Origin of the sequence: Lentzea aerocolonigenes, assembly GCF_000974445.1 — a bacterium.
In the GTDB taxonomy this organism is placed as follows: domain Bacteria; phylum Actinomycetota; class Actinomycetes; order Mycobacteriales; family Pseudonocardiaceae; genus Lentzea; species Lentzea aerocolonigenes.
The window spans coordinates 56,367-80,331 of sequence record NZ_BBOJ01000033.1 but is presented as its reverse complement, the minus strand read 5'-3'; the positions used below and the strand labels follow the sequence as shown (position 1 = coordinate 80,331).

The 23,965-nt window shown below is 68.4% G+C and carries 17 protein-coding genes and 1 pseudogene; 14 read left to right on the top strand and 4 right to left on the bottom strand.

All coding sequences use genetic code 11. From position 1 onward, the window contains the following. Window positions 1-66: 66 nt before the first annotated feature. The 7 genes and pseudogenes from AOM45_RS44395 (at window position 67) to AOM45_RS44370 (ending at window position 8,165) form a co-directional block, all read left to right on the top strand. Complete coding sequence (locus AOM45_RS44395; protein WP_030474008.1) at window positions 67-1,491, top strand: glycoside hydrolase family 28 protein; 1,425 nt, start codon at window positions 67-69, stop codon at window positions 1,489-1,491. Between the two features lies 1 nt (window position 1,492). Beyond that, window positions 1,493-1,780 (top strand): annotated as a pseudogene (locus AOM45_RS53950) (glycosyl hydrolase family 28-related protein); the annotation flags it as partial. 178 nt (window positions 1,781-1,958) lie between these two features. Continuing rightward, window positions 1,959-2,801: a glycoside hydrolase family 28 protein gene (locus AOM45_RS53325; RefSeq protein ID WP_346004608.1), complete on the top strand. Its 843-nt coding sequence runs from the start codon at window positions 1,959-1,961 to the stop codon at window positions 2,799-2,801. Beyond that, window positions 2,798-5,173, top strand: a complete 2,376-nt coding sequence (locus AOM45_RS53320) for a TIM-barrel domain-containing protein (protein WP_030474009.1) — start codon at window positions 2,798-2,800, stop codon at window positions 5,171-5,173. Before AOM45_RS53325 ends, AOM45_RS53320 begins: the two co-directional genes overlap by 4 nt. A gap of 45 nt (window positions 5,174-5,218) precedes the next feature. Next, window positions 5,219-6,274, top strand: a complete 1,056-nt coding sequence (locus AOM45_RS44380) for a TetR/AcrR family transcriptional regulator (protein ID WP_030474010.1) — start codon at window positions 5,219-5,221, stop codon at window positions 6,272-6,274. Beyond that, window positions 6,271-6,873 (top strand): transcriptional regulator, encoded by a 603-nt coding sequence (locus tag AOM45_RS44375; RefSeq protein WP_030474011.1) that lies wholly within the window; start codon window positions 6,271-6,273, stop codon window positions 6,871-6,873. The genes AOM45_RS44380 and AOM45_RS44375 overlap by 4 nt, the downstream gene beginning before the upstream one ends. Further along, the gene (locus AOM45_RS44370) at window positions 6,870-8,165 is read left to right on the top strand and encodes a PEP/pyruvate-binding domain-containing protein (RefSeq protein ID WP_030474012.1); all 1,296 of its coding nucleotides are present in this window, start codon (window positions 6,870-6,872) and stop codon (window positions 8,163-8,165) included. The genes AOM45_RS44375 and AOM45_RS44370 overlap by 4 nt, the downstream gene beginning before the upstream one ends. 13 nt (window positions 8,166-8,178) lie before the next feature. Here AOM45_RS44370 and AOM45_RS44365 read toward each other — a convergent pair whose 3' ends face one another. Continuing rightward, window positions 8,179-8,766 (bottom strand): histidine phosphatase family protein, encoded by a 588-nt coding sequence (locus AOM45_RS44365; protein ID WP_030474013.1) that lies wholly within the window; start codon window positions 8,764-8,766, stop codon window positions 8,179-8,181. A 312-nt stretch (window positions 8,767-9,078) separates the two neighbouring features. Between AOM45_RS44365 and AOM45_RS44360 the strand changes: the two genes are divergently transcribed. Continuing rightward, entirely contained in the window at window positions 9,079-9,888 is an 810-nt protein-coding gene (locus AOM45_RS44360; protein ID WP_030474014.1) for a dioxygenase family protein, read from the top strand. Here the strand turns inward: AOM45_RS44360 and AOM45_RS44355 are convergent. Then, the gene (locus AOM45_RS44355) at window positions 9,862-11,115 is read right to left on the bottom strand and encodes a PucR family transcriptional regulator (protein ID WP_030474015.1); all 1,254 of its coding nucleotides are present in this window, start codon (window positions 11,113-11,115) and stop codon (window positions 9,862-9,864) included. The genes AOM45_RS44360 and AOM45_RS44355 overlap by 27 nt on opposite strands. 81 nt (window positions 11,116-11,196) lie before the next feature. On the opposite strand from AOM45_RS44355, the gene gabT reads away from it, so the two are divergent. The 6 genes from gabT to AOM45_RS44325 all read left to right on the top strand — a co-directional run bounded on the left by gabT (window position 11,197) and on the right by AOM45_RS44325 (window position 19,128). Further along, complete coding sequence (gene gabT, locus AOM45_RS44350; RefSeq protein WP_030474016.1) at window positions 11,197-12,480, top strand: 4-aminobutyrate--2-oxoglutarate transaminase; 1,284 nt, start codon at window positions 11,197-11,199, stop codon at window positions 12,478-12,480. Next, a complete protein-coding gene (locus AOM45_RS44345; RefSeq protein WP_428829548.1) occupies window positions 12,375-13,787 on the top strand; it encodes an aldehyde dehydrogenase family protein in 1,413 nt (470 codons plus the stop codon). The genes gabT and AOM45_RS44345 overlap by 106 nt, the downstream gene beginning before the upstream one ends. 54 nt (window positions 13,788-13,841) lie before the next feature. After that, the gene (locus tag AOM45_RS44340; protein WP_030474018.1) at window positions 13,842-14,804 is read left to right on the top strand and encodes a LacI family DNA-binding transcriptional regulator; all 963 of its coding nucleotides are present in this window, start codon (window positions 13,842-13,844) and stop codon (window positions 14,802-14,804) included. Window positions 14,805-14,872: 68 nt separating this feature from the next. Then, window positions 14,873-16,015, top strand: coding sequence for a glycoside hydrolase family 88/105 protein (locus tag AOM45_RS44335; RefSeq protein ID WP_236704053.1), 1,143 nt, complete (start codon window positions 14,873-14,875; stop codon window positions 16,013-16,015). A gap of 216 nt (window positions 16,016-16,231) precedes the next feature. After that, window positions 16,232-16,789, top strand: a complete 558-nt coding sequence (locus AOM45_RS51525) for a cell envelope integrity TolA family protein (protein WP_156249772.1) — start codon at window positions 16,232-16,234, stop codon at window positions 16,787-16,789. Between the two features lie 1,013 nt (window positions 16,790-17,802). After that, window positions 17,803-19,128 carry an amino acid permease gene (locus AOM45_RS44325; protein WP_051784703.1) on the top strand — a complete coding sequence of 442 codons (1,326 nt, stop codon included), beginning with the start codon at window positions 17,803-17,805 and terminating at the stop codon, window positions 19,126-19,128. On the opposite strand, the gene AOM45_RS44320 is transcribed toward AOM45_RS44325, so the two are convergent. After that, entirely contained in the window at window positions 19,082-21,073 is a 1,992-nt protein-coding gene (locus tag AOM45_RS44320; protein WP_030473288.1) for an NPCBM/NEW2 domain-containing protein, read from the bottom strand. The genes AOM45_RS44325 and AOM45_RS44320 overlap by 47 nt on opposite strands. Further along, window positions 21,070-23,865: a glycosyl hydrolase family 95 catalytic domain-containing protein gene (locus AOM45_RS44315; RefSeq protein ID WP_030473287.1), complete on the bottom strand. Its 2,796-nt coding sequence runs from the start codon at window positions 23,863-23,865 to the stop codon at window positions 21,070-21,072. Before AOM45_RS44315 ends, AOM45_RS44320 begins: the two co-directional genes overlap by 4 nt. Window positions 23,866-23,965: the final 100 nt, after the last annotated feature.

Sequence of the window (23,965 nt, the reverse complement as noted above, 5' to 3'; positions counted from 1 at the left end):
TCATCGTTGTGAACTAGCCGCCGCCGCCCGCTGTTGTACCAACGCATGCGCGCGAAAGGACGGCCGATGGAGACCAACCGCCGCGACTTCCTCAAAGTCGCCGGTGCCACCGCGGGTGTCACGATGTTGTCCGGGTCGTTCCTCAACGCACCGATGGCGTCGGCGGAGGAACCTGCCGCGATCCCGCTGGCCGAGTCACCGTGGGACCAGGTGCCCGCGATCCTCGCGAAGATCGTGCCGCCGGTGTTTCCCAGCGCCAGGTTCGACATCACCGCCTACGGCGCCAAGGGCGACGGCAAGACGAAGAACACCGAGGCGTTCCGCAAGGCCGTCGAGGCGTGCAACGCGGCGGGCGGCGGCCAGGTCGTCGTGCCGAAGGGCGTCTTCCTCACCGGCGCGATCACCCTGCTGAGCAACGTGAACCTCGTCGTGTCCGAGGGCGCGACCATCAGGTTCTCGACCGATCCCAAGGACTTCCCGCTGGTCTACACGCGGTGGCAGGGCATCGAGTGCATGAACTTCTCGTCGTTCATCTACGCCCGCAAGGCGGAGAACATCGCGATCACCGGCTCCGGCCTGATCGACGGCCAGGGCCCGTCCGGTCCGTGGTTCGACTACGACGGCAAGCGGCAGCCCGACTGGGAGCAGCTGCAGAAGTGGGCCGTCGACAACAAACCCGTGACGGAACGGAAGTTCGGCATGGGCCACTACCTCAAGCCGAACATGATCACGCTGTACGAGTGCAGGAACGTCCTCGTCGAGGGTGTGCAGCTGCGGAACTCGGCGATGTGGAACGTGCACCCGGTGCTGTGCGCGAACGTGACGATCCGCGGCATCTTCGTCTACAGCCGCGGTGGCATGGTCGACGGCTGCGACCCCGAGTCCTCGCAGTACGTGCACATCACCGGGTGCCGGTTCGACTGCGGCGACGACGGCATCGCGATCAAGGCCGGCCGTGACGCCGACGGCCGGCGCGTGGGTGTGGCGAGCGAGAACATCGTCATCGAGAACTGCTCGTTCGAGGGCCGCTGGGGCGCGCTGACGGTCGGCAGCGAGATGTCCGGCGGCGTGCGCAACGTGTTCTTCCAGGACTGCACGGTGAAGAAGGGCTCGTCTTACAAGCCGTTCCACGTCCTGTACATCAAGACGAACAAGCGGCGCGGCGGCACCGTCGAGAACATCCACGCCCGGCGCATCAAGGCGACCGACGTCGACCGCGAGGCGATCATGGTGACGCTGAACTACAGCCTCACCGGCCCCGGCTACGGCCCGGTCGTGAACCCGAAGGTGCAGAACATCACCGCCGACGGCTTCACCGTCAACGGGGTCAAGAAGACGGCGGTCACGCTGGACGGCCTGAGCGAGTCGCACATCAGGAACGTCGCGATCTCCAACAGCACGTTCACGAACGTGACCACGGCCAAGCCGAGCGTGAAGAACGCGGACGGCACCACGTTCACGAACGTCACCATCAACGGGAAGAAGGTCTGAGATGTCCTTGTCCCGTCGTGATTTCGCACGCGTGTCGGGCCTGACGGCCGCTGGTCTCCTGCTCCCTCCGGGCGTGGCGGCCGCTTCACCGTTGTTCAGCACGGACCCGTGGCGCGAGGTCCCGCTGATCCTGGCCCGCATCTGCCCGCCGCGGTTCCGCAGGAAGGACTACGACGTCACCGCGTACGGCGCGAAGGGTGACGGCGTCACCAAGAACACGGAGGCCTTCCACAAAGCGATCACGGCGTGCCACAACGCGGGCGGCGGACGTGTCGTCGTTCCACCGGGCACGTTCCTCACCGGCGGAGTCAGACTTCTGTCCGATGTGGAGCTGCACGTGAGCGAGGGCGCCACGATCAGGTTCTCCACCGATCCCGGCGACTACCTGCCGGATCACCGGTCGCGGCACCCTCGACGGGGACGCCGTCAGCGGCAAGTGGGCGAGCTGGGGAGCCGGCTCGACGGCGTTGCTGCGGCAGTGGGGCGAGGACGGCGTCCCCGTCGAGGAGCGCATCCTGGGCGTGGGCAAGAACATGCGGCCGAACATGATCCAGTTCTTCCGCTGCCGGAACCTGCTCGTCGAGGACGTGCTGATCCGCAATCCCGCCATGTGGTCGCTGCACTTCGTGTTCTCGCAGAACATCACCGTGCGGCGGATCGAGATCTACTCGACGAACTCGCAGGGCGACGGCGTCGACCTCGACTCGTCCTCCTACGCGCACGTGCACGACTCCAAGTTCAACACCAACGACGACTGCGTCGTGGTGAAGAGCGGACGGGATGCCGACGGACGGCGGGTCGGCATCCCGTCCACCCACATCGTCGTGGAGCGCTGCAAGTTCTCCGGACGCTGGGGCGGGATCACGATCGGCAGCGAGATGTCCGGTGGCGTGCGGAAGGTCTTCTGCCGCGACTGCGAGATCAACGCACCGGACTACCCCGGCCGATATCCGGTGAAGCACGCGCTCTACGTCAAGACGAACTCCGACCGCGGCGGCGTGATCGACGGCGTGCACCTGCGCAACGTCTTCGGCCAGAACGTCGAGCGCGAGGTCCTGTTCGTCTCGATGTACTACCAGAACGGCGGCACCAAAGGTTTCTTCCCGCGGATCGAGAACCTGACGATCGACCGCATGCGGATCAACGGCGGCAAGGTCGCGGCGACGTTCCGGGGCTTTCCCCAGCAGCACATCAGAAACGTGTGGATCACCAACTCGACGTTCACCGGCATCACCGAGCCGAACCTGGTCGAGAACACCGACGGCCTGGTGTTCCGCAACACCACGATCAACGGGGTGGTGCCGGCATGAGGTACCTGCTGGCACTTCTGCTGGTCGCCGCTGGTCTGTCCGCGGGCGCACCGGTCGCTCTCGCGGGATCCGGCCTGTCGTGGAAGGCGGTGAACGACCCGTTCTCGCTGGACTTCCAGGACGGCCGCCGCATGCTGACCGGCCAGCGCGAGACGTCGTACCGGCTCGCGGACGGCACGCAGCACTCGTTGACGAAGGTCGTTGCGCAGAAACGGGTTCCGGGCGGCGTGCGGTACGTCGTGGCGACCACCGAGACGTCCAGGAGCGCTTCTGTCGTCGTGACGCGGACCGAACGCGGCCTGAGGGTCGGGTGGACGCTGGAGCCTTCCCTCGGCGTCGTCCAGGTTTCCGCGAACCTCACCGGGTCGGTGGAGGAGCACTTCCTCGGCGGTGGCGCGCACACGATGTTCGTCGACCTGCAACGGCGTGTGCTGCTGAACAAGGCCGTGTTCGTCGGAGCGTCGAACTTCGGCAAGTGCAACAAGAACGGCGCGCCGTCGACGTTGTTCATCTCCAGCGCGGGCTACGGCGTGTACGCGGACACGAAGGCGATCGGCAGGACGGCGTTCCCCGGCGCTCTCGCCGACGACCACTGCGCGGACAAGCCCGCACCCTGCCCCGTCACGTTCGGCGTGCCGGACCGGATCCAGTTGTGCTTCAAGACCTCGCGGCTCGACTACGAGGTCTACGCGGGTTCGCCGCAGCAGGTGAACTCGGCGTACTTCAAGCGCGTCGGCACACCCACCCTGCCGCCTGCCCGGCAGTTCGCGCTGACGAAGTGGCGGGACAAGTACAACCACTCCGACGAGGTCGTCGAGGACGTCACGCAGTTCCAGGCGCGCGGTGTCCCTCTGTCGACCTTGTGGGTGGACAACCCGTGGGAGCAAGGCCCGGTGGGCGCACGGCCGACCTACGCGTGCATCGGCGCGTTGAAGTTCGACCGGACGATGTACCCGGACGCGCAGGGCACGATCGACTGGATGCGCTCTCGTGGCGTGGACATGGGTGTGTGGGTGGCGCCGTTCCTGAACAAGACCTCGGACGGCAAGGAGTGCCCGCACGACTACCCCGCCGGCTCGTTCGCGCAGTCCGACCGCACCAACGTCTGGGACATCGACCTCACGAACCCGGTGGCGCGCGCTCACTACGAGGCGAAGCTCGAAGCCGTGTTCCGGATGGGCGTGAACTTCGTCAAGGGCGACCGGGGCGAAGAGCACAACTTCGAGGAGACGACGTTCGCGGGCGGGCCGGGCACGCTGATCCACAACCAGTACCCGTTGCTGTACGCCGAATCCGTGGTCAAGACGCTGCGGAAGGTGCACGGCGACGACTACACGACATTGTTTCGCGCGGGCGGCGACGGGATGCCCGGGCTCCTGCACGGGTTCTGGCAGGCCGACGCGGACATGAGCTTCGACGGCCTGCGGCTCACGACCCGGCGGGGCATCAACTCGTGGATCTCCGGCCACCCGGTGCACGGCTCGGACATCGGGGGCTACCGCAACCTCGGTGGCGGCCCGTCCGAGTCGCTGTTCGTGCGGTGGGCGCAGCAGTCCGCCGTGACGCCGGTGTTCCAGGTCGGCAGTTCGGGCCGCAACTCGACGCCGTGGGTGTACGACGCGGCGACGTTCGACCGGTTCAAGCGCGCCGCGGTGCTGCACTACGAGCTGTTCCCGTACCTGTACGCGCAGGCGGTCCGCGCGCACCGGGACGGCACGCCGATCACGCAGCCGATGGCGTTCCGGTATCCCGCCGACGCCGAGGCGTGGAAGGCGGACCAGCAGTTCATGGTCGGGCCGGATCTGCTCGCGGCTCCCGTGACCGCGGACCGCGCCGAGACTGACGGCGCGGCGGGGAAGCCGACCCCGGTCGACGTGTGGCTGCCGCGCGGTGAGTGGATCGACCTGTTCTTCGGTGCTCGGGTGACCGGAGGACGGACCATCACCAGGGAGACCACCTTGGACGAGTTCCCGCTGTACCTGCGGGCGTCCGCGGCCATGCCGTTCAACTTCCGCACACCGGACGTCTGGGCGACGCCGTGGGACGTCAACGACCTGGACCGCCGTGACCGTGCCGGGTGGCTGGTCTCCCCCACCGCGGACGGGCGGTTCGGCAACCTCCAGGCCGAGTCGTTCGGCAGGCACCTCCTCGTCCGGCTCACCGGTGCGCCTCACGAGTCGCAGCTGATGGTGCCGGCGAACGTCACGCACGTGGTCATCGACGGGAAGCGGGTGCAGCCGTCGACCATCGAGGAACTGCGCGGCAAGGCGACGGGCTGGGCGGTGGTCTCCTCAACGCCTGGCACGTTCGGCGGCACGGTGCTGAAGCTCAATCCCCGACACGGCTCCAGCACCGTGCTGCTTTCCACGTAACTCAGATTTTCAGATCATCCGGATTATATGAGTATCCTGATGCTCATGGTTCGGCTGACACGAGCACAACAGCAGGAACGCACGCGGGCATCAGTGCTGGCGGCGGCGAAGGCGGAGTTCACCGAGCACGGCTACGCCCTGGCGAAGGTCGACCGGATCGCGGAACGGGCCGAGCTGACCCGTGGCGCGGTGTACTCCAACTTCCCGAGCAAACGCGCCCTGTACCTGGCGGTGCTGATCGACCTGGCCGGGTCTGTCGGCGGAGAGTCTCCGACGCCGCCCGAGTCGCTGGACGACGCCCTGGAGAACTTCGCCAGGGTCTGGCTCGAACGGCTGCCGCTGGGCGGCTCGGCGTGGGGCGGGCGCCTGCAACTGCGCTCGTTGGAGGGCGTCCTCGACGACGAGCACTCCCGCGAGGTGCTCGCACAAGTCGCCCGGCTGGAGGGGCTGCTGCTCGCCATCGCACTCGAAGCGGGCGCATCACCACGCCGGGTGCGGCTGGCCGAACTGGCGCTCACCCTGCTGGAGGGCGCGAGCCACCGGGCCGAGATCGCGCCGGGGTTCGGTGATCCCTTCGACGTCACCCACGCGTGCGTGCACCTCGCCGGCATCAAGTTCGGGGACACCTGGGCGCCGCCGCACCTGGAGTTCGTCACCCCGGCGAAGCCCTGTGCGGACACCTGGAACGCGCCGGAAGGGCTCGTCGACCAGATCACCGGCCGGCCGGTCGACCTCACCACCGACGGCCTGGTCGTGGTGCTGGGAGCCGGTCGGCTGGGCGCCGCGGAGGAAGCCGTCCGCTCGGGCGAACCGGTGACGATCGTGGTCGTCACCGGTGACCCCGCCGAGACCGGCCGTCTCGTCCGGCTCAGGATCACCGACCTCGTGGCCTGTCTGCGGCGGGTGTTCGAGCCCGAGACCTGGCAGCACGTGCGGGTGGCGCTCGACGACGCCGCGCTGGTGGCCTCGGCGCTCGGCGTCGCGGATCCCGGTGACGAAACCGAGGTCGCCGTGCGCGTCCAGGCCGGGGTGATCGTCGCCCGCTCCGGTGGGCGCGGTGCCGGCCACGCGGTGTCGGGTGCCCGGAAGGCCACGCCGTGAGCGGGCCGGATCTGCTGGTGCTGCACGCCCTGCGCTGCGTCGGCACGGCCGGGCTCACCAGGCTGGCGGCGACCACGGGTCTCACCGAGCCGAACGTCGAGTCCGAGCTGATCGACCTCGCCGTCGCCGGTCTCACCACGCGCGACGCCGACTTCGGGGTGTGGAGCCTGACCGGCGCCGGCCGCGCGGCGGACGTCAAGAGGATCACCGACGAGCTGGAGTCCGCCGCCGCTCGTCCCGCCGTCACCGCGGCGTACGACGGTTTCCTCGTGCTGAACCCGGAACTGCTCGACCTCTGCACGGCGTGGCAGCTGCGGCCCGCCGACGGTGTCGTGATCGCCAACGACCACCGCGACCCGTCCTACGACGCTCGCGTCCTCGACCGGTTCGCCGACTTCCACCGGCGTGCCGCGGTCGTCTGCGCCGAGCTGTCCGCGGCGTTGTCCCGGTTCGGCCGCTACCACGTCCGCCTGACCGAGGCCCTCGACCGCACCAGGGCGGGGAAGCTGGAGGAGCTGGCCGACAGCACCTCGTCGTACCACGCCATCTGGGCGGAGCTGCACGAAGATCTGCTGGCCACGCTGGGAATTCCTCGATGAGGTGGATCCGGCGGCTCTCCGCCGAGGTCGACGAGACCGCGGAAGTGCTGGGAGGCAAGGCTCACGGCCTGGTGGTGCTGCACCGGCTCGGACTGCCGGTGCCTGAGGCGTTCGTCGTCACCACGGAGGCCTGCCGCGCGTTCCTGCGCGACGGACGCCTGCCTCACGGGCTCGACGAGGAGCTCGCGACGGCCACCGGCGGTTTCGACGTGGTGTCCGTTCGCTCCGGGGCACCTGTGTCGATGCCGGGCATGATGAACACGGTCCTCAACCTGGAACTCACGTCCGCGGACGATGCCCTGTCGGCGGTGGAGGCCGTGTTCTCGTCGTGGAACACGCCGCGCGCACGCACCTACCGAGAACTGAACGACATCCCGCACGAGCTCGGCACGGCCGCCGTCGTGCAGAGGATGGTGTTCGGCGACCGCGACGAGCACAGCGGCACCGGGGTCGCGTTCAGCCGTGATCCCAACACCGGCGCGAACGTCCCGTTCGGCGACGTCCTCTTCGGACACCAGGGCGAGGCCGTCGTCTCCGGCAGGTCGCGGACCCTGCCCCTGCCGGAGTTGGCCGACCGGGAGCCGGCGGTGTGGGCCGGCCTGCTCGACGCACTGAGCCGAGTCGAGGCGCACTACCGCGACGCGTGCTACGTCGAGTTCACCTACGAGTCCGGTGAGCTGTGGCTGCTGCAGGTCCGGCCGGGCCGGTTCAGTGGTGCCGCCGCGGTGCGCGTCGCCACCGACCTCGCCGACGAGGGCGTGCTCGACCGGCGCGAAGCACTGCTCAGGGTCTCACCGCACCACCTCCGGCACGTCCGCACACCCCGGATCGCACCGGGCGAGGACGTGCTGGCGAGAGGACTCGGGGCGTGTCCCGGTGTCGCGACCGGCCGGGTGGCGACCACAGCGGACACCGCGGTCCGCATGGCCGTGGAGGGCCCGGTCGTCCTGGTGCGCCCGGAAACGTCACCGCACGACATGCGCGGCCTGGCCGCCGCCACCGGCATCCTCACCGCGCGCGGCGGGCCCGCCAGCCACGCCGCGGTCGTCGCCAGGGCGATGGGAAAGCCCGCTGTCGTAGGAGTTTCCGGCCTCGCCCTCGACGAAGGCACCCTCATCACGATCGACGGCACCAGCGGCGAGGTCGTCCTCGGCAGCCCCCGGATCGTGACGACGACGGCGGACGCGCACCTGCACCGATTGCTGGGCTGGGCGGACGACGTGTCGGGCGACCGTTCACCACGCGCTGACGCCGACCGTCTCAGCGCCGCCCACGCCGTGCTCCGAGGCTGATCTTCGGCGCTGATCAGGGCCGCACGCCGGGCCCGAACCCCGTCCAGCGCAGGTCCGGCGGAAGGTGGCCCATGTCGTTGTACAGCACCAACGACCCAGCTGTGCCGGTGCGGTGCTCGATCACCGTGAGCGCCGTGTTGCCGCAGTTCAGCCCGAGCCACCGGGCAGGCGGGGCGTCCAGAGCGTGCCGCACCAGCCACGCCACCGGGTACGCGTGGGTGACCAGCACCTCGTGGGTCTCGACGTCGGCAGGACGGGCGAAGCGATCGATCAGCGCCGCGGCGACACGTGCGCCCGCGGCGGCCTCCTCGGCGTCGTACCCGTCGAAGAAACCCGCCCAGGCGGCAGGGATCTCGTCCGGCACGTGCGGCACGTGGTCGACGAGCTCGGCCGCCTCCCCCACCGCGACGCCCGGCAGGCACCTGCCGATGATCTCCGCGGACCGCACCGCCCTGGCCAGCGGCGAATGCCACACCGCGTCGATCGGCAATCCCTTCAGGCGCTGCCCGAGCAGTTCCGCCTGCCGTTGCCCGGTCTCGGTCAGCTCGCCGAACGGATCCGCCGCACCGTGCCGCACCACGTAGAGGTGCCGAGTTGCCATGGCATCAAAATACTCAGAACATCCGAATGTTCACAACATCTGCTTTGCGCGGGGGGCTGTATCGAAGTCCGGGTCGAAGTCCAGGCCGATGAGAGCCGGGCTTGAGGTGGTTCCTGGTGCGCCAGGACGGCCCGCATACCGGTGTTGTGTGTGAGCCGTGCCGCCAGGGCCACACACCGGTGTTGCATGTGGGTCGTCCCGCCAGGGCCGCCTCGGGCCCGGCTCTCGCGGCTCGAACTTCGACACAGGCAGCTAGCTTGCTGACAGGCGCCGCACAGGCACCTCACAGGAACCGGCCTCAATCTGGTCCCCATGACGGACAACCACGACCGCGGCCTCCAGTTCGACCTCGCCACGCTGATCGGGCGCAGGCGGGCGTTGTCGCTGCTCGGCGGCGCAGGCCTCACCCTCGTGGCCTGCGCTCCGTCGACGACGACCACCGGGAGCTCGACCACGACGACCACTTCCTCAGCCTCGTCCGCAGCCGACGGCTCTCCGCTGGAAGCCATCCCCGAGGAGACTGCCGGCCCGTACCCCGGCGACGGCTCCAACGGCCCGAACGCCCTCACCCAGAGCGGCATCGTGCGCCAGGACATCCGGTCGAGCTTCGGCTCGTCGACGCGCACGGCAGAGGGTGTGCAGCTGACCATCGAGCTGACGGTCCAGAAGGAGGACGGAAAGCCGTACGCGGGCGCCGCCGTCTACCTGTGGCACTGCGACATCAACGGCGACTACTCGATGTACTCGAACCGAGTGAAGAACGAGAACTTCCTGCGCGGCGTCCAGGAAGCCGACTCGTCCGGCAAGCTGAAGTTCATCAGCGTCTTCCCCGGCGCGTACTCGGGCCGCTGGCCGCACATCCACTTCGAGGTCTACCCGAGCCTCGCCGAGGCCACCAAGGCGGGCAACAAGATCACGACCTCGCAGCTCGCCTTGCCGGAGACCACGTGCAAGGAGGTCTACGGCACGACCGGGTACACGCAGAGCGTGCAGAACATGGCGCGGACGTCGCTGAAGCAGGACATGGTGTTCCGCGACGGTGTCGACCACCAGATGGCGACGATGTCCGGCAACGTCGGATCCGGTTACACCGCCTCACTCACCTTCGCGGTGGAGGGCTAGCCACAGTTCCGCGCGCAGGCCGGGCGAGTCGAGCGACCGGTTCAGGGCCTGCTCGGCCTTGCGCACGCGGTTGCGCAGGGTGTGCCGGTGCACGCCCAGCTCGGCCGACGCCGGGTCCCAGGCGCCGTGGTGGGCCAGCCAGACCCGCAGCGTCTCCCTGGTTTCGGTGTCGAGCGGCCGCAGCAGCGCGTCCGCGAACCCGTCCGGCAGCGGCAGGTGTCCGGCGAAGTCCTCGAACTTCCGGATGCCCGCCGCCCGCGCCTGCTGGGCCTCGCGGTAACCCCGCGCGACCTGACTAATGTCCACTTCGGACGATGCGAAGCCCTCGGACTCCTGAGCCAGCACCACGATCCTGCCCTCGTGCTCGGCCCAGAAGACGTCGTCCGGCGGCGAGTCGGCGAGGAACACCCGGAACCGCTCGGGCAGGCCGTCGACCGGAAGACCCGCCAGCAACAACCGGAACTGGCACGTGCGCAGTTCCCGCGCCGTGGCTTCGTCGTTCTGGGCGAGCGCGAGAACCAGCAGCGACGCGGCGGTGTTGACGATGCCAGGATCGGGCTTCGAGGTTCCGACCGCCAGGACACCTCGGGCGCGGCTGCCGAGGACCTGCAGGAACACGTGCACACCGTCGAGCTCGAACGCGACGCTGCCCAGACCGCCCGCGGTCTTCAACCGGGCGAGCTCGGCCGTCAGGTCCGGAACCAGGCGCGGGTTGTGGGCGTGGACGGGTTTGCCGGACGCGTCGAGGAGCACCACCCAGCCGTCGATCCACTGGCCGAGCCTGCGCACGACTCCCCCGACACCCGACCTGACCGCGGCTCGGGTGAGTGCGCGCTGCGCTTCGCTGGTCCTGGTGAGCGCGGCGTACTCGTCCGCGGCGAGGGCCTTCGACACCGCCTTGCTGATCGCGATGAACGGCACGTCCCGCGGCACCTCGACCAACCCGAGCCCGGTCTTCTCCGCAGCCTGCACCAACGTGGACGGCACGACGTCGTGGCCCAGCCCGGTGCCGAAGCCGAGCCCGACCACGCCGGCGCGCACCAACCGTTCGACGTAGTCGTCGTCCAGCGGCCTCAGACCGGTGGTCAGCAGCAGCTCGCCGCCTTCCAGGAACGGCGTCGGGTCCGCGAGCTCGGTGCCGTGCACCCATCCGACGGGCTTCGACACCTCTCCCGCCAGCACCGGCAGGGCCAGTGTCCGCGCCAGTTCGTGCAGCGTGATGGGCATGCGCCACTTTGTACAACCAAAGCACCACAGATCGCCATTTCAGACACTGCGCAGGGCGTTGACCAGGGTCATGCTGAGCACATGACCCGACTGCGAACGGCGATCCCCGGCCCGAAATCGCTGGAACTCCAGGCGCGGCGCAAGGCCGCCGTCGCCGCGGGAGTCGGCAGCACGCTGCCCGTGTACATCGACTCCGCCGACGACGGCCTGCTGGTCGACGTCGACGGCAACCAGCTCATCGACCTCGGCTCCGGCATCGCCGTCACGAACGTCGGCAACCCTGCCCCCGCCGTGGCGGAGGCGGTGCACGCGCAGATCGACAGGTTCAGCCACACCTGCTTCATGATCACGCCGTACGAGGGCTACCTCGAGGTCTGCGAGGAGCTGAACCAGCTCACCCCCGGCGACCACGAGAAGCGCTCGGTGCTGTTCAACTCCGGCGCTGAGGCCGTCGAGAACGCGGTCAAGATCGCCCGGCACGTCACCGGCAGGCAGGCCGTCGTGGTGTTCGACCACGGCTACCACGGCCGCACGAACCTCACGATGGCGTTGACCGCCAAGAACATGCCGTACAAGCACAGGTTCGGGCCGTTCGCGCCCGAGGTGTACCGCGTGGCGGCGTCCTACCCGTTGCACGACGGCCTCACCGGCGCCGAGGCTGCTCGCAACGCGATCGCCGCTATCGAGAAGCAGGTCGGCGGCGACAACACCGCCGCGGTCGTGATCGAGCCGATCCAGGGCGAGGGCGGGTTCATCGCGCCCGCCCCCGGCTTCCTGCCCGCGATCGCGCGGTGGTGCCGCGAGCGCGGCGTGCTGTTCGTCGCCGACGAGATCCAGACCGGCTTCTGCCGCACCGGTTCGTGGTTCGCCTCCGACCACGAGAACGTCGTGCCGGACCTGATCACGACGGCCAAGGGCATCGCGGGCGGCCTGCCGCTCGCCGCCGTCACGGGCCGCGCCGAGATCATGGACGCCGTGCACGTCGGTGGGTTGGGTGGCACCTACGGCGGCAACCCCGTGGCGTGTGCTGCCGCGTTGGGCGCCATCCGCACGATGCGCGAGCGCGACTTGAACGCTCGTGCCCGTCACATCGAGGAGACCGTCGTCGGCCGGCTCAAGGCCGTCGCCGAGAAGACCGACATCATCGCGGAGATCCGCGGCCGCGGCGCGATGCTCGCGATCGAGTTCACCGAACGCACGCCCGAAGTCGCCGCCCGCGTCGCCAAGGCGTGCCACGATCAGGGTGTCGTCGTGCTGACGTGCGGTACCTACGGCAACGTCATCCGTCTGCTGCCCCCGCTGGTCATCCCGGACGACCTGCTCGCCGAAGGCCTCGACGTGCTCGAAGGAGCTCTGCTCGCATGATTGCTTTCCACACCACCGAAGACGTCGAGAACGCCGTCGCCAAGGCCCACGCCGTCGCCCCGGAACTCGCCGCCCTGCCCGCACACCGCCGTGCCGCCGCGCTGGACCACGTGTCGCGCCGCCTGGCCGAGCGTGCCGAGGAGTTCGCGCAGGCCATCAACGACGACTCGGGCAAGCCGCTGAAGTGGGCGCGCGTCGAGGTCACCCGCGCGATCTCCACGTTCCGCTGGGCCGCCGAGGAGGCCCGCCGGTTCTCCGGCGAACTGCAGCGCCTCGACACCGACCCGTCCGCCGAGGGCCGTCTCGCCCTGGTGCGCCGGGTGTCACGCGGACCCGTGCTGGGCATCGCGCCGTTCAACTTCCCGCTGAACCTGGTGGCGCACAAGGTCGCTCCCGCTCTCGCGGTCGGCGCGCCGATCGTGCTGAAGCCCGCGCCCGCCACCCCGAAGGCCGCGTTCCTGCTCGGCGAGCTGCTGGCCGAGACGGACCTTCCCGAGGGCGCGTGGGCGGTGCTGCACCTGTCCAATGAGGACACCGCGAAGCTCGTCGAGGACCCGCGCCTGCCGGTGGTCTCGTTCACCGGCTCCGGCCCGGTCGGCTGGGGCATCAAGGAACGCGTGCCGCGCAAGCACGTCACGCTGGAGCTCGGCGGCAACGCGGCCGCGATCGTCGCCCCGGACTGGCAGGACGTCGAGTTCGCCGCACAGCGCATCGCCACGTTCGCGATGTACCAGGCGGGCCAGTCGTGCATCTCGGTGCAGCGCGTCTACGTCCACACCGACGTGTACGACGCCGTCGCGGAAGCCGTGGTGCAGCACGTGAACAAGCTCGACGTGGCAGGCGACGTCGGCCCGCTGATCAACGACGCCGCCGCGGCCCGCGTCGAGGCGTGGGTCAGCGAGTCGTCCGCGACCGTGCTGACCGGAGGCACCCGCGACGGCCTCACCTACGCGCCGACCGTGCTGACCGACGTCCCGGAGGACGCGAAGGTGAACGCCGAGGAGGTGTTCGGCCCCGTCGTCACCCTCACGCGGGTGGACAGCGTCGAGGAGGCCTTCGACCGCGTCAACGCCTCGAAGTACGGCCTGCAGGCGGGTCTGTTCACCACCGACGTGCGACTGGCTTTCCGTGCCGCGCAACGGCTCCAGGTGGGCGGCGTGATCGTCGGCGACGTGCCGAGCTACCGCGCGGACCAGATGCCGTACGGCGGCGTGAAGGAGTCCGGCATCGGCCGCGAGGGCCTGCGCGCGGCCATGGACGACCTCACCGAACAGCGCGTGCTGGTGCTGACCGGCTTGGAGCTGTGAGCCCACTCCTCCGATGAATGGGTCAGGGCGGACCTGGGCTGAGATGATTCACGAGTGGCCGTCACCATCAGGGATGTCGCTCGCCAGGCTCAGGTCTCCGTCTCCACGGTCTCGCGCGCGCTGAGCGCGCCGGGCCTGGTGAAGGAGACGACCAGACAACGCGTGCTGGACGTCGTGGCAGGCCTCGGCTACCAGCCGAACCGAGCCGCGAGAAGCCTGATCACCGGCCGCACCGGCAACCTCGGCATCGTGGTGCCCGACCTCGAAAACCCCTTCTACCCGGCAGTCCTGCGCGGCGTGCAGGCACGGGCGGGCGAGGCGGGCACCTCGGTCTTCTTCTGCGACAGCAGGGAAGGCCCGGAAACCGAAGCGGAACTGGTCCGCACGATGGCGGCCCAGGTCGACGGCGTGGTCCTGTGCTCCCCGCTCCAGTCCGACGAGGTGATCGCCGAACTGGCGGACCTCACCCCACTGGTCCTCATCAACCGCACGGTGCCCGGCGTCTCGTCCGTCCTGATGGACAGCGGCTCCGGCATGGACCAGCTCATCACGCACCTGGAGTCCTTGGGCCACAAGGACTACGTCTACCTGGGCGGCCCAGCGACAGCGTGGTCGCACAAGCGCAGACTCCAGGGCCTCCGCGACCGCGCCCCGATGCTGGGCCCGTTCGAACCGAACTTCACCGGCGGCCTCACCGCCGCCCAAGAGGCCCTGAAAACCGGCGCAACGGCGTTCATCGCCTACAACGACCTCATGGCCCTGGGCGTCCTGAGCCACCTGGCAGCGCACAACGTCAAGGTCCCCGGCCAGATCAGCGTGACGGGCTTCGACAACATCATCTACGCCGCGATGTGCTCCCCGGCCCTCACAACCGTCGCCATGCCGACAGAAGAGGCCGGCAAAGTGGCCGTGGACCTCCTGGCCGCCCGCCTCGACGGCACCCAGCCGGAGTCGCGAGAACTCCCGACAAAGCTCGTGATCCGCGCAAGCACCCAGAAACATCCGATGTTATCTTGACAGAGGTCCAGACCACACGGAATGCTCGTCCTGCCTCCGCCGCCCAAGGCACTATGGAGGAGCACGTGATGAGGACAGCACGCTTCCTCGGCATCATCGCCATCTCCCTGACGCTGATAGCCCCGGCCACCGCGACCGCCGCCCCACCCCCGGCCGACTGGTCGAGAGCCGTGGTCGACTCGACCATGAAACGCTTCACCCCCGACAAACTCGGCGGCTGGGGCTACACCCGAGGCCTCTACCTCTACGGCCAGTACCTCGTCTACAAGCGCACAGGCGAGAAGAAGTACCTCGACTACATCAAGGCCTGGGTGGACCGCTTCGTCAAGTCGGACGGCAGCATCGACAACAGCTTCAACAACCTCGACTCGATGCGCTCCGCCACCCTCTTCATCCTCCTGCACCAGGAAACGGGCCAGGCGAAGTACAAGAAGGCGGCGGACAAGCTCCGGGCCCGCTTCAACTCCTACCCGCGCACCTCAGACGGTGGCATGTTCCACGCCACCAGCAAGGTGGGCCAACTCTGGGCAGACGGCGTCTACATGGCGCAGCCCTTCATCGCCATGTACGCCAAGGCCTACAACCAGCCCTACGGCTACGACGAAGCCGTACGCAACATGAAGGCCTACTTCACCCACCTGAAATCAGACGACGGCCTCCTCTGGCACGCCTACGACGCCGACGGCTCGGAATCCTGGGCCAAGAACCCGGGCAAGCACTCGGCAGAACACTGGGCCCGCGCCATCGGCTGGTTCGGCATGACAGCCGTGGACCTGCTGGAACTCCTGCCGAGCAACCACCCGGGCAGGCCAGACCTGATCGCGATCGTCCAACACCTGGCCACCGGCTACACCCGCTACCAGGACCAGGCAACAGGCCGCTGGTGCCAGATCGTCGACAAGTGCGCGAATCCCAAGAACTGGACCGAAACCTCAGCCTCGTCGATGTACACCTTCATGCTCTCCCGGGCAGTAGAGCGCGGCTACATCGACGCGTCCTACCAACCCGCGGCGGCGAAGGGCTACCAGGGAGTCCTGGCCAAGGCGTCGATCGGCTCAGACGGCCTGACCAACATCAAGGACATCTCCGAAGGCACCAACGTAGGCGACGCGGACTACTACTACGCCCGCCCGCGAAACACGAACGACTTCCACGGCCTGGGCGCATTTCTCATCATGAACGAACAACTGGCACGAGCAGGCAAGCCCTAGTCGTAACCGCGAACGTACCCATCCTCGTCGGCGAGAATGTCGTGGCGGTCCATGGTCCGCTCCTTCCGTGACGTGGCTGACCTCACAAACCTAGAGCTTCGCCACCGTCCTGTGGAGTGAATTTCCACCGCAACCGGGCGAGCCACCGGTTACCGAATGGGTTCATAGGTCCGCCCCATAACTCCGCCTGATCGCCCACACGCCCCGCGGGCGCCGATGAAATCGTTTGTTGGAGGGAGGACGAAGCCGAAGGCGGACAAGGCACCTCGCGCCAGGGTCGCGGCACACGGTGAGGCGGGGCGAACCCAAGCCCGAGGCCGACGCCGAAGGCGAGGCGAGCTCAAGCCCGAGGCCGAAGGCAAGGCGGCTCAAGCCGAGGCCGAAGGCAAGGCGGCTCAAGCCGAGGCCGAAGGCAAGGCGGCTCAAGCCGAGGCCGAAGGCAAGGCGGCTCAAGCCGAGGCCGAAGGCAAGGCGGCTCAAGCCGAGGCCGAAGGCAAGGCGGCTCAAGCCGAGGCCGAAGGCAAGGCGGCTCAAGCCGAGGCCGAAGGCAAGGCGGCTCAAGCCGAGGCCGAAGGCAAGGCGGCTCAAGCCGAGGCCGAAGGCAAGGCGGCTCAAGCCGAGGCCGAAGGCAAGGCGGCTCAAGCCGAGGCCGAAGGCAAGGCGGCTCAAGCCGAGGCCGAAGGCAAGGCGGCTCAAGCCGAGGCCGAAGGCAAGGCGGCTCAAGCCGAGGCCGAAGGCGAGGCGACGCGATGGCGCAGCCGAGCCAGCTCTTAGCGTGGGGTTTCGGTGGGTTGGTCCCGTCACGAGTCGTGCCACAGCTCTTGTCGCGCCCGAGGGGAGAGGTCAAGTCGCACGCTTTTCGCGACTTGACCTCTCCCCTCGGGTGTGACTCGCTCTGGCTCGACTTGGGACGGGACCAACCCGCCCGAACCCCACGCCCTACGCAACGCGCAGCCGCCCAAAGCACCAGGCGTGCCATCAACCCGCGCATGGCGCTGGCCGGTCTTTGATCAGATTGGCGGGGTAAGGGCAGAGCCCCCAGCTTGAAACAGGAACGCGACACGGCGACGCAACCACCGCCAGCCCGAAACAGGAACCCGACACGGCGATGCAACCAACCCACGAACCCGACACGGCGACGCAACCAACCCACGGACCCGAAACAGACACCGACGCACCAGGGGGACGACGACCCACCGAAACCGGCGCAACCATCAAACCTCAGTAACCGCCCTCAAAGCCGCCACCACAGCCGAAAACGGCGGCAAAAACGGTCGACCCACAGGCACATCCCCCAACCACCCGACCACCCCACCACCCACACGCGAAGGCGGCAACGGCACCAACGTCCCCAACCGATGCGTCAACGCCCCCCGAGCCCGCAACCGAACAAGATTCACCTGCGACGCTTCATCAGCAGAAGACGTGAGGAAAAGCCACCGCGGTGATCCCCCGGGCAGCACCACCACAGGCCCACCGAGCATCCGCAAGCCGAGATAGCGATGAACTTCCTCACCAACCGCCCCAGGCATCTCCACAACAGACACCTGGTGGTCGGTCGTCAACAACAACCGGTTCTCCGACCGCAGGACGAGCCAGCCCCAGTTCGAGTAACACTCGAGCGCATCCGAGAACGTGTCAGGCCGCGGCAGTACTCCCTCAGGCGAGCTCATCGATCTCACCCTCACATTTCCGTGCGATGTAACGACGATCACACGATTTGACTCCCCGCCGCCATCAACTCACTATCGGCCGGCCACAGGCACACTGGAACGAGGCTGGAGCGCGTGACCCATCTACACCCCCGACACGTCACCATGATCGCTCTGGGCGGCGTGATCGGCGCCGGTCTCTTCGTAGGAACAGGCGCAGGTATAGCCCTCGCAGGCCCAGCAGTCCTGATCTCCTTCACGGCAGCCGGTCTCCTGGCCCTCCTCATCATGCGCATGCTCGGCGAAATGGCAGCCGAACACCCGAGCGGCGGCGCCTTCTCAGTGCACGCCGAAAAGGCGATCGGCCCGTGGGCGGGTTTCACAGTGGGTTGGCTCTACTGGTCGGCAGTAGGCGTGGTCCTGGCAGTAGAAGCCACCGCGGCAGCCAAAATCGCGGCAGCCTGGATCCCGGCAGTCCCGCAATGGACCTGGGTCCTGGTCTTCATGTCGACCCTCACCGCGGTGAACCTCGCGAATGTCCGCAACTTCGGCGAGTTCGAGTTCTGGTTCGCCGGCCTCAAAATCGCCGCGATCGTCCTCTTCCTGGCACTGGGCGCGGCAGCGATCGCGGGCCTGTTCCCCGGAATCGAATCCCCGGGCATCACCAACCTCGAGGACTTCCTCCCCAACGGCTGGTCCGGAGTGCTGGCGGGCTTCATGACGGTGGTGTTCGCGTTCGGCGGCCTCGAAGTGGTCACCATCGCCGCAGCCGACGCCGAGGACCCGAAGCAGGCCATCAAGAAGGCAGTCCGCACCTCCATCACGCGCCTGCTCGTCTTCTACCTCGGTTCGATGGCCGTGGTCGTGACCCTGTTGCCCTGGAACGACTCCCGGGTCGGCACCAGCCCGTACGTCGCGGTCCTCGACCGTCTCGGCATCCCCGCGGCCGGGCAGATCATGAACGTCGTCATCTTCGTGGCACTGCTCAGCGCCATCAACGCCACCCTCTACGCCGCCGCCCGCGTGCTCTGCTCCCTCGCCGAACGCGGCGAGGCACCGAAAGCCCTGCTGGACAAGACGAACGGCGTCCCGCGCAACGCCGTGCTCGCGTCGGCCGCGTTCGGGTTCTTCTCCGTGGTCCTCAACTACCTGTGGCCGGACACGGTCTTCCTCGTGCTGCTCAACGCCGTCGGCTCGGTCATCCTGGTCGTGTGGGGGTTCATCGCGATCTCCCAGATCCGCCTGCGCCGCACCATGAACAACCCGGCGGTCCCGATGTGGGGCTACCCGTACCTGTCCTGGCTCACCCTGACGGCCATCGTCGCGATCATCCTGCTGATGCTGAGCGACGAGCAGGCCCGCGTCCAGATCCTGTCCACGGGCGCGCTCGTCGCCGTCGTCACCGCGGTCGCACTCAGCAGGTCAGCTTCGCGCCGGCGAAGTCTCCGCGGTCGTACCTGACGCCGTCACCGCTGTCGTTGACGACCAGGCGCAGGAACTTGGCGCCGGTCAACGAACCCGTCAGCGACACCGCGTCGTCCTGCCACGTGCGCAGCCCGCTGTCGGCGACCTTCGTGCCGTCCGCCCAGACCTCGAAGATCGCCGAACCCTGCTGGTTCACGTCGCGTTCGTCGTCGATGCCGACGTCGGACGAGAACGAGGTGCAGCGCCCGCCGACGTAGAGGATCAGCTCGGCGTTGGCGTGCGCGCCGAGTCCCTTCTCGTACGTCTTGCCGTTGATGGTCAACGTCTTGCCGTCACCACCGACGTAGCCGCCGTTGGACCTGTCGCGCTCGACCGGCCCGTAGCCGCTGCGCTCGGTCGTGAAAACAACATCACTGGCCCACACAGAAGCCCCGGACGGCGGCGCAACCGGCACCAGCACAGATGCACCAACGGGCCGGGCGAGGCGTCCGTGACCCACCCACGTGACGCCCAGCGAACCGTTCAACGCATGCGCACCCGGAGTCACCCCGGCGGGCGGCGTGACCCGCCACTTACCTTGCACCGACTGCGAAGTCAGCAGAACTGGTGCCCGTTCCGACGAGAGTTCCTCGACCTTCCACCCCGCCGGCGCAGTCAAGGCAACAGACGCGTTCAGGACCGGGATCGGCGCCTGGTTGGTCGCCGTCACGGTCGCCACGAACGGTTCCCCGGCCGGCGTGATCGTGCTCGGGATGCCGGGAATCTGCGCGGCGATGTCCAGCGAGGTGTCCAGAGCGGGCTCGTACCGGTACCAGTCCTGCGAGGCCTTCACCCGGAAGATCGCGGTGCCGTGTGGAGGCAGCGCGGCCGAGATCTTGCCCGCCGACTGGAAGTTCCGGTGCTGGTCGAGGTCCCGCACGGTGTAGCCGATGCTGCGCGGCAGGCCGATCTCACGGGCCGTGGTCGAGATGGTCGCGTTCACCTCGGACTCGTTGAACAGCGCCACCGCCTTGTCCCCGTTCGCCAACGGCTTGACGAACACCCACTGCCCGTCCTTCTGGGAGATCACCTTGCCCTGGACGCCGAGCTTGTCCTGGTTGATCGCGATGATCTCCTTGTTGCGCAGGATCTCCAGGTGTTCCTGCGAGATCTTGCGCAGGTCCGCGCCGATCAGCAGCGGCGCCGCCATGATCGACCACAGCGCGAAGTGGCTCTTGTACTCGGTGGTGGTCTGCCGGCCGTTGCCGACCTCCAGCATGTCGGGGTCGTTCCAGTGCCCCGGTCCGGCGTAGGCGTCCAGCGGCGCGTTCAGCTTGAGGATCTCGACGGTCTTCGACCAGGTGTCGTTGATGTCGCCGGTGGTGCGCCAGAGCTGGCCGACGCCCTTGCCCCACTCCCACGGCTTGTTCTGGCCCCACTCGCAGATCGAGTAGACGATCGGCCGCCCGGTCTTCTTCAGCGCGTCCCGCATCTTCGTGTAGCGCTCCAGAGCGGGACGGCCCTGGTTGTTGCAGTTGTCGTACTTGAGGTAGTCGACGCCCCAGTCCGCGAACGTCTGCGCGTCGATCTCCTCGTGGTCGAGCGCGCCCGGCATCGTCTTGGCGCACGTCTGCGTGCCCGCGCTGGTGTAGATGCCGAACTTCAGGCCGCGGGCGTGCACGTAGTCCGCGAGTGCCTTCATGCCGCCGGGGAACCGGGTCGGGTGGTTGCGCAGCCGTCCCGTGGCCGGGTCGCGCGTGGCGTCGGCCCAGCAGTCGTCGACGTTGACGTAGGAGTATCCCGCGTCCTTGAGCCCCTTGCTCACGAAGATGTCCGCCATGTCGCGGATCATCTGCTCGTTGATGTCGCAGCCAGTGGTGTTCCAGTTGTTGAAGCCCATCGGCGGGGTGAGCGCCAGCTCCGGGTCTGCGGCGGTGGCGGGTGACGCGGGTACGACCACGGACGCTGCGACGAGCGCCAGCGCGGTGAGCAGTGATCTCACTTCGGCTTCTCCAAGGTGATCGCGAAGACGTGCAGGCGCGGCCCGCCCGTCCTGGGCAAGGTGACGGCGGAGAGCTCCTTCGCGGCGTCCAGGTCGACCACCTGGTGGAAGATCGACACCTGCTTGGCGACCGGACCGGCGGGAGTGTGCATCAACGTCGTGGCAACGGGTTCCGACTCACTGAACTGCGGCCGCTGCTGCCACGCCGTCACCCGGAACCTCACCGGGACCGGGCCGTCGGCGTACCCCAGCGCGCCGTCCGCCTCGACGTTGCCGGTGTCGGCGGCGGCGAGCAGGTGCAGCTTCACGTACCTGCCGGCCGGGACGGCGATCGTCTGGCCGCCCGCGACGACGTTGTTCTTGCTCGCCTCGTCACCGTTGTGGAACTCGAAGAGAACCCCGTCGTCGGTGACCGAACCGGTCTGCGGCAGCTGGGCGGCCGGATAGGTGTTGCCCAGGCCGTCGAAGTCGCCGTCACGGCTGGTGAACTCGTTGGACAGGCCGTCGTTGTCGAGCGCGGCGCTGAGGTCCACGGGCACCGCGCTGCCACCGGGCGGCAACGCGGGCAGGCCCCAGCGCCTGGCGGGTTCGGTGATCCGGACCGGTGCGATGGTGAAGTCGCGTTCGCCCTTCGCGTGGATCAGGGCTTCCTGACCGCGCCCGAGCCCGAGCTCGACCACGCCGTCCCGCACGCTCCACCGGGAGCATCCCCTGACGGTCAGCGGGCCTTCGATGCCCGTGCGGACGCGGCACGGCTGTCCTGCTTCGCTGCGGACCCGCACGAACCGCGTCCTGCCGCCCCGCCTGACCGCGCTGACCAGGAACGCGCCCTCGGTGCGGGTGTCGTGGATCGTGACGTCCCGCCACGCGGCCGGCACCGCGGGGAAGATCCTGATCAGCCCGCCCCAGCTCTGGATCAGCATGTCCTGCAACGACTTCGCGGCGGACAAGGGAGTCTCGATCACCGGGCCCGCCTCGAAGTACATCGTGTTGGGCTGGGCGAACCTGGCCACGAACTCGCGCAGGTACCTCACCGCGTCGTCACCGCGGGTCATCTGGGCGGCGATCGAGGCGGCGCCCGTGAAGGTGAAGCCGCGCAACGACCCCTCGAAGCTCAGCCAGTGCCGCAGCGACCGTTCGATGAGGTCGCGGCTTTCGGGCTGCTCCCAGTTCACCTCGTGCAACGGGTACACCGCGAGCAGGTGCGAGTAGTGCCGGTGCGACTTCGCGAACGACACCCCGGCGCCGATCATGAACCCGCCCGCGTCCACCGGGTGGTCGACGAGCTGGTCGAGCACCTCCCGCCACCTCGCCGCCAGCGGGTCGTCGATGTTCAGGATCTGCGCCGACTCGATCAGGGTGCGGCAGGACCACCGCAGCAGCGCGAGGTCGAAGTTGCAGTCCGGCGCGACGCCGTACTCGGGCGAGTAGGTCGGCAGCAGGTGCAGCTTGCCGTCGTTGCCCTTGCGCAGGAAGTACAGGTAGTAGTTGGTGGACCGGCGCAGCACCGGGAAGACGGTGTCGCGCAGGATCCGTTCGTCCATGGTGTGCCGGTAGCTCAGCCACGCGTTGTGCAGCAGCCACGGCAGGTTCCCGATCTCCGGATCCGGAGAGGGGTGCAGCGGCGAGCCGACGAACCCGGCGTCCTGGAACGTCGGATCTGTGCTGCGCCGCAACCCCATCGAGTCCGCCCGGAACTCGGGCCGCAACGCGTCGACGAGGATCTGCTGGTTCTGCGAGATCGTGCGTGGGATCGGGTCCAGTTCGAGGTGGTTCGACGCGTGCACGGGCCAGTATTCGAGCTGTGCGTTGAGGTTGAACCACACCGACGGCCACGGTGTCGGCTCCAGCCACGGCCCGGTGGTGGGCATGATCGGCGCTTCCGCCCGTGCGCCGGACGCGAGTTTGTACAGCTGGATCCAGTAGAAGCTCTGCATCAACGCGTCCGGCACGGACACGAAACTCTTGCGGTAGAAGCGGTGCCACCACCGCTGGTGCTCGGACCGCAGCGCTGGGGAAGCCTTGGCGATCGTGTCCTTGACCGTCGCCTCCGCGGTGCGGTCCGGGAACGAGTGGTCGACCGACAGCAGGAACTCGGTGCGGCCGTGGGACTTTCGCGTCCGGTGTGCCGTGGCGGTCTGGCCGCCCGCGACCATCTCCTGGGTGACGAGCGTGATCCCCTCCTCGGTACGGGTGACGGGTTTGGGGTTGGGCTGCAACGCGGCGGGCGGTGGTTCACGGATCGTGCGCGGGCTGACCGCGTCGAGCGCCCGGAACTCCAGCTTGAACGCCGCTTCGCCGGTGGTTGGACGAACTTCCAGGTGCAGCAACGACTTCTCGGCGTGCACGAACGCCCTGATCGCGAGCTCGCCCCGGTCGGTGATGATCCTTCCGCGCAGCTCGGCGTTCCAGAGGTCGAGCCGCAGGTCGACGCCGGTGAGTTTGCCGACCGGGGTCAGCAGCAGGCGGCCGACCGGCAGCCGCGCCACACCCCACTCGTTGCCGAACTGGGGCCGGTGGTCCTGCACCTCCGCGTGGTCGACGGTGAACCGGACCGCGTTCGCCCCCGGCTCGCGGTAGACCGCGGTGGCGAGGAAACCGTTGCCCAGGAACGGGCCTTCGTACCAGGCACGAGGAATCCGTTGCCAGACCAGGTCCTGCTCGCCGAGGAACCTCTCCCAGTCGATCCTCGCCGTGCCGTCCGGGCCCGCGTTCGCACTGGTCACCGGCAACGCCGTGAGCGCCGCCCCAGCCACAACCCCACCGAGCAGTCCGCGCCGCGACAGATCCACAGAACACCTTTCAGGTCCGCGGCGGCGGCAACCAAAGATCGGAGGTGTACCTCAGGTCGCAGCGTAGGACGGCAGTCAAACGCGGTCAAGCCCAGTCAAG

Excerpts from the sequence above, each read along its gene's own strand:
- AOM45_RS44395 (WP_030474008.1), top strand. The coding sequence starts at position 67 with ATGGAGACCAACCGCCGCGACTTCCTCAAAGTCGCCGGTGCCACCGCG.
- AOM45_RS53320 (WP_030474009.1), top strand. The coding sequence starts at position 2,798 with ATGAGGTACCTGCTGGCACTTCTGCTGGTCGCCGCTGGTCTGTCCGCG.
- AOM45_RS44380 (WP_030474010.1), top strand. The coding sequence starts at position 5,219 with ATGGTTCGGCTGACACGAGCACAACAGCAGGAACGCACGCGGGCATCA.
- AOM45_RS44370 (WP_030474012.1), top strand. The coding sequence starts at position 6,870 with ATGAGGTGGATCCGGCGGCTCTCCGCCGAGGTCGACGAGACCGCGGAA.
- AOM45_RS44365 (WP_030474013.1), bottom strand. The coding sequence starts at position 8,766 with ATGGCAACTCGGCACCTCTACGTGGTGCGGCACGGTGCGGCGGATCCG.
- AOM45_RS44360 (WP_030474014.1), top strand. The coding sequence starts at position 9,079 with ATGACGGACAACCACGACCGCGGCCTCCAGTTCGACCTCGCCACGCTG.
- AOM45_RS44355 (WP_030474015.1), bottom strand. The coding sequence starts at position 11,115 with ATGCCCATCACGCTGCACGAACTGGCGCGGACACTGGCCCTGCCGGTG.
- gabT (WP_030474016.1), top strand. The coding sequence starts at position 11,197 with ATGACCCGACTGCGAACGGCGATCCCCGGCCCGAAATCGCTGGAACTC.
- AOM45_RS44335 (WP_236704053.1), top strand. The coding sequence starts at position 14,873 with ATGAGGACAGCACGCTTCCTCGGCATCATCGCCATCTCCCTGACGCTG.
- AOM45_RS51525 (WP_156249772.1), top strand. The coding sequence starts at position 16,232 with ATGAAATCGTTTGTTGGAGGGAGGACGAAGCCGAAGGCGGACAAGGCA.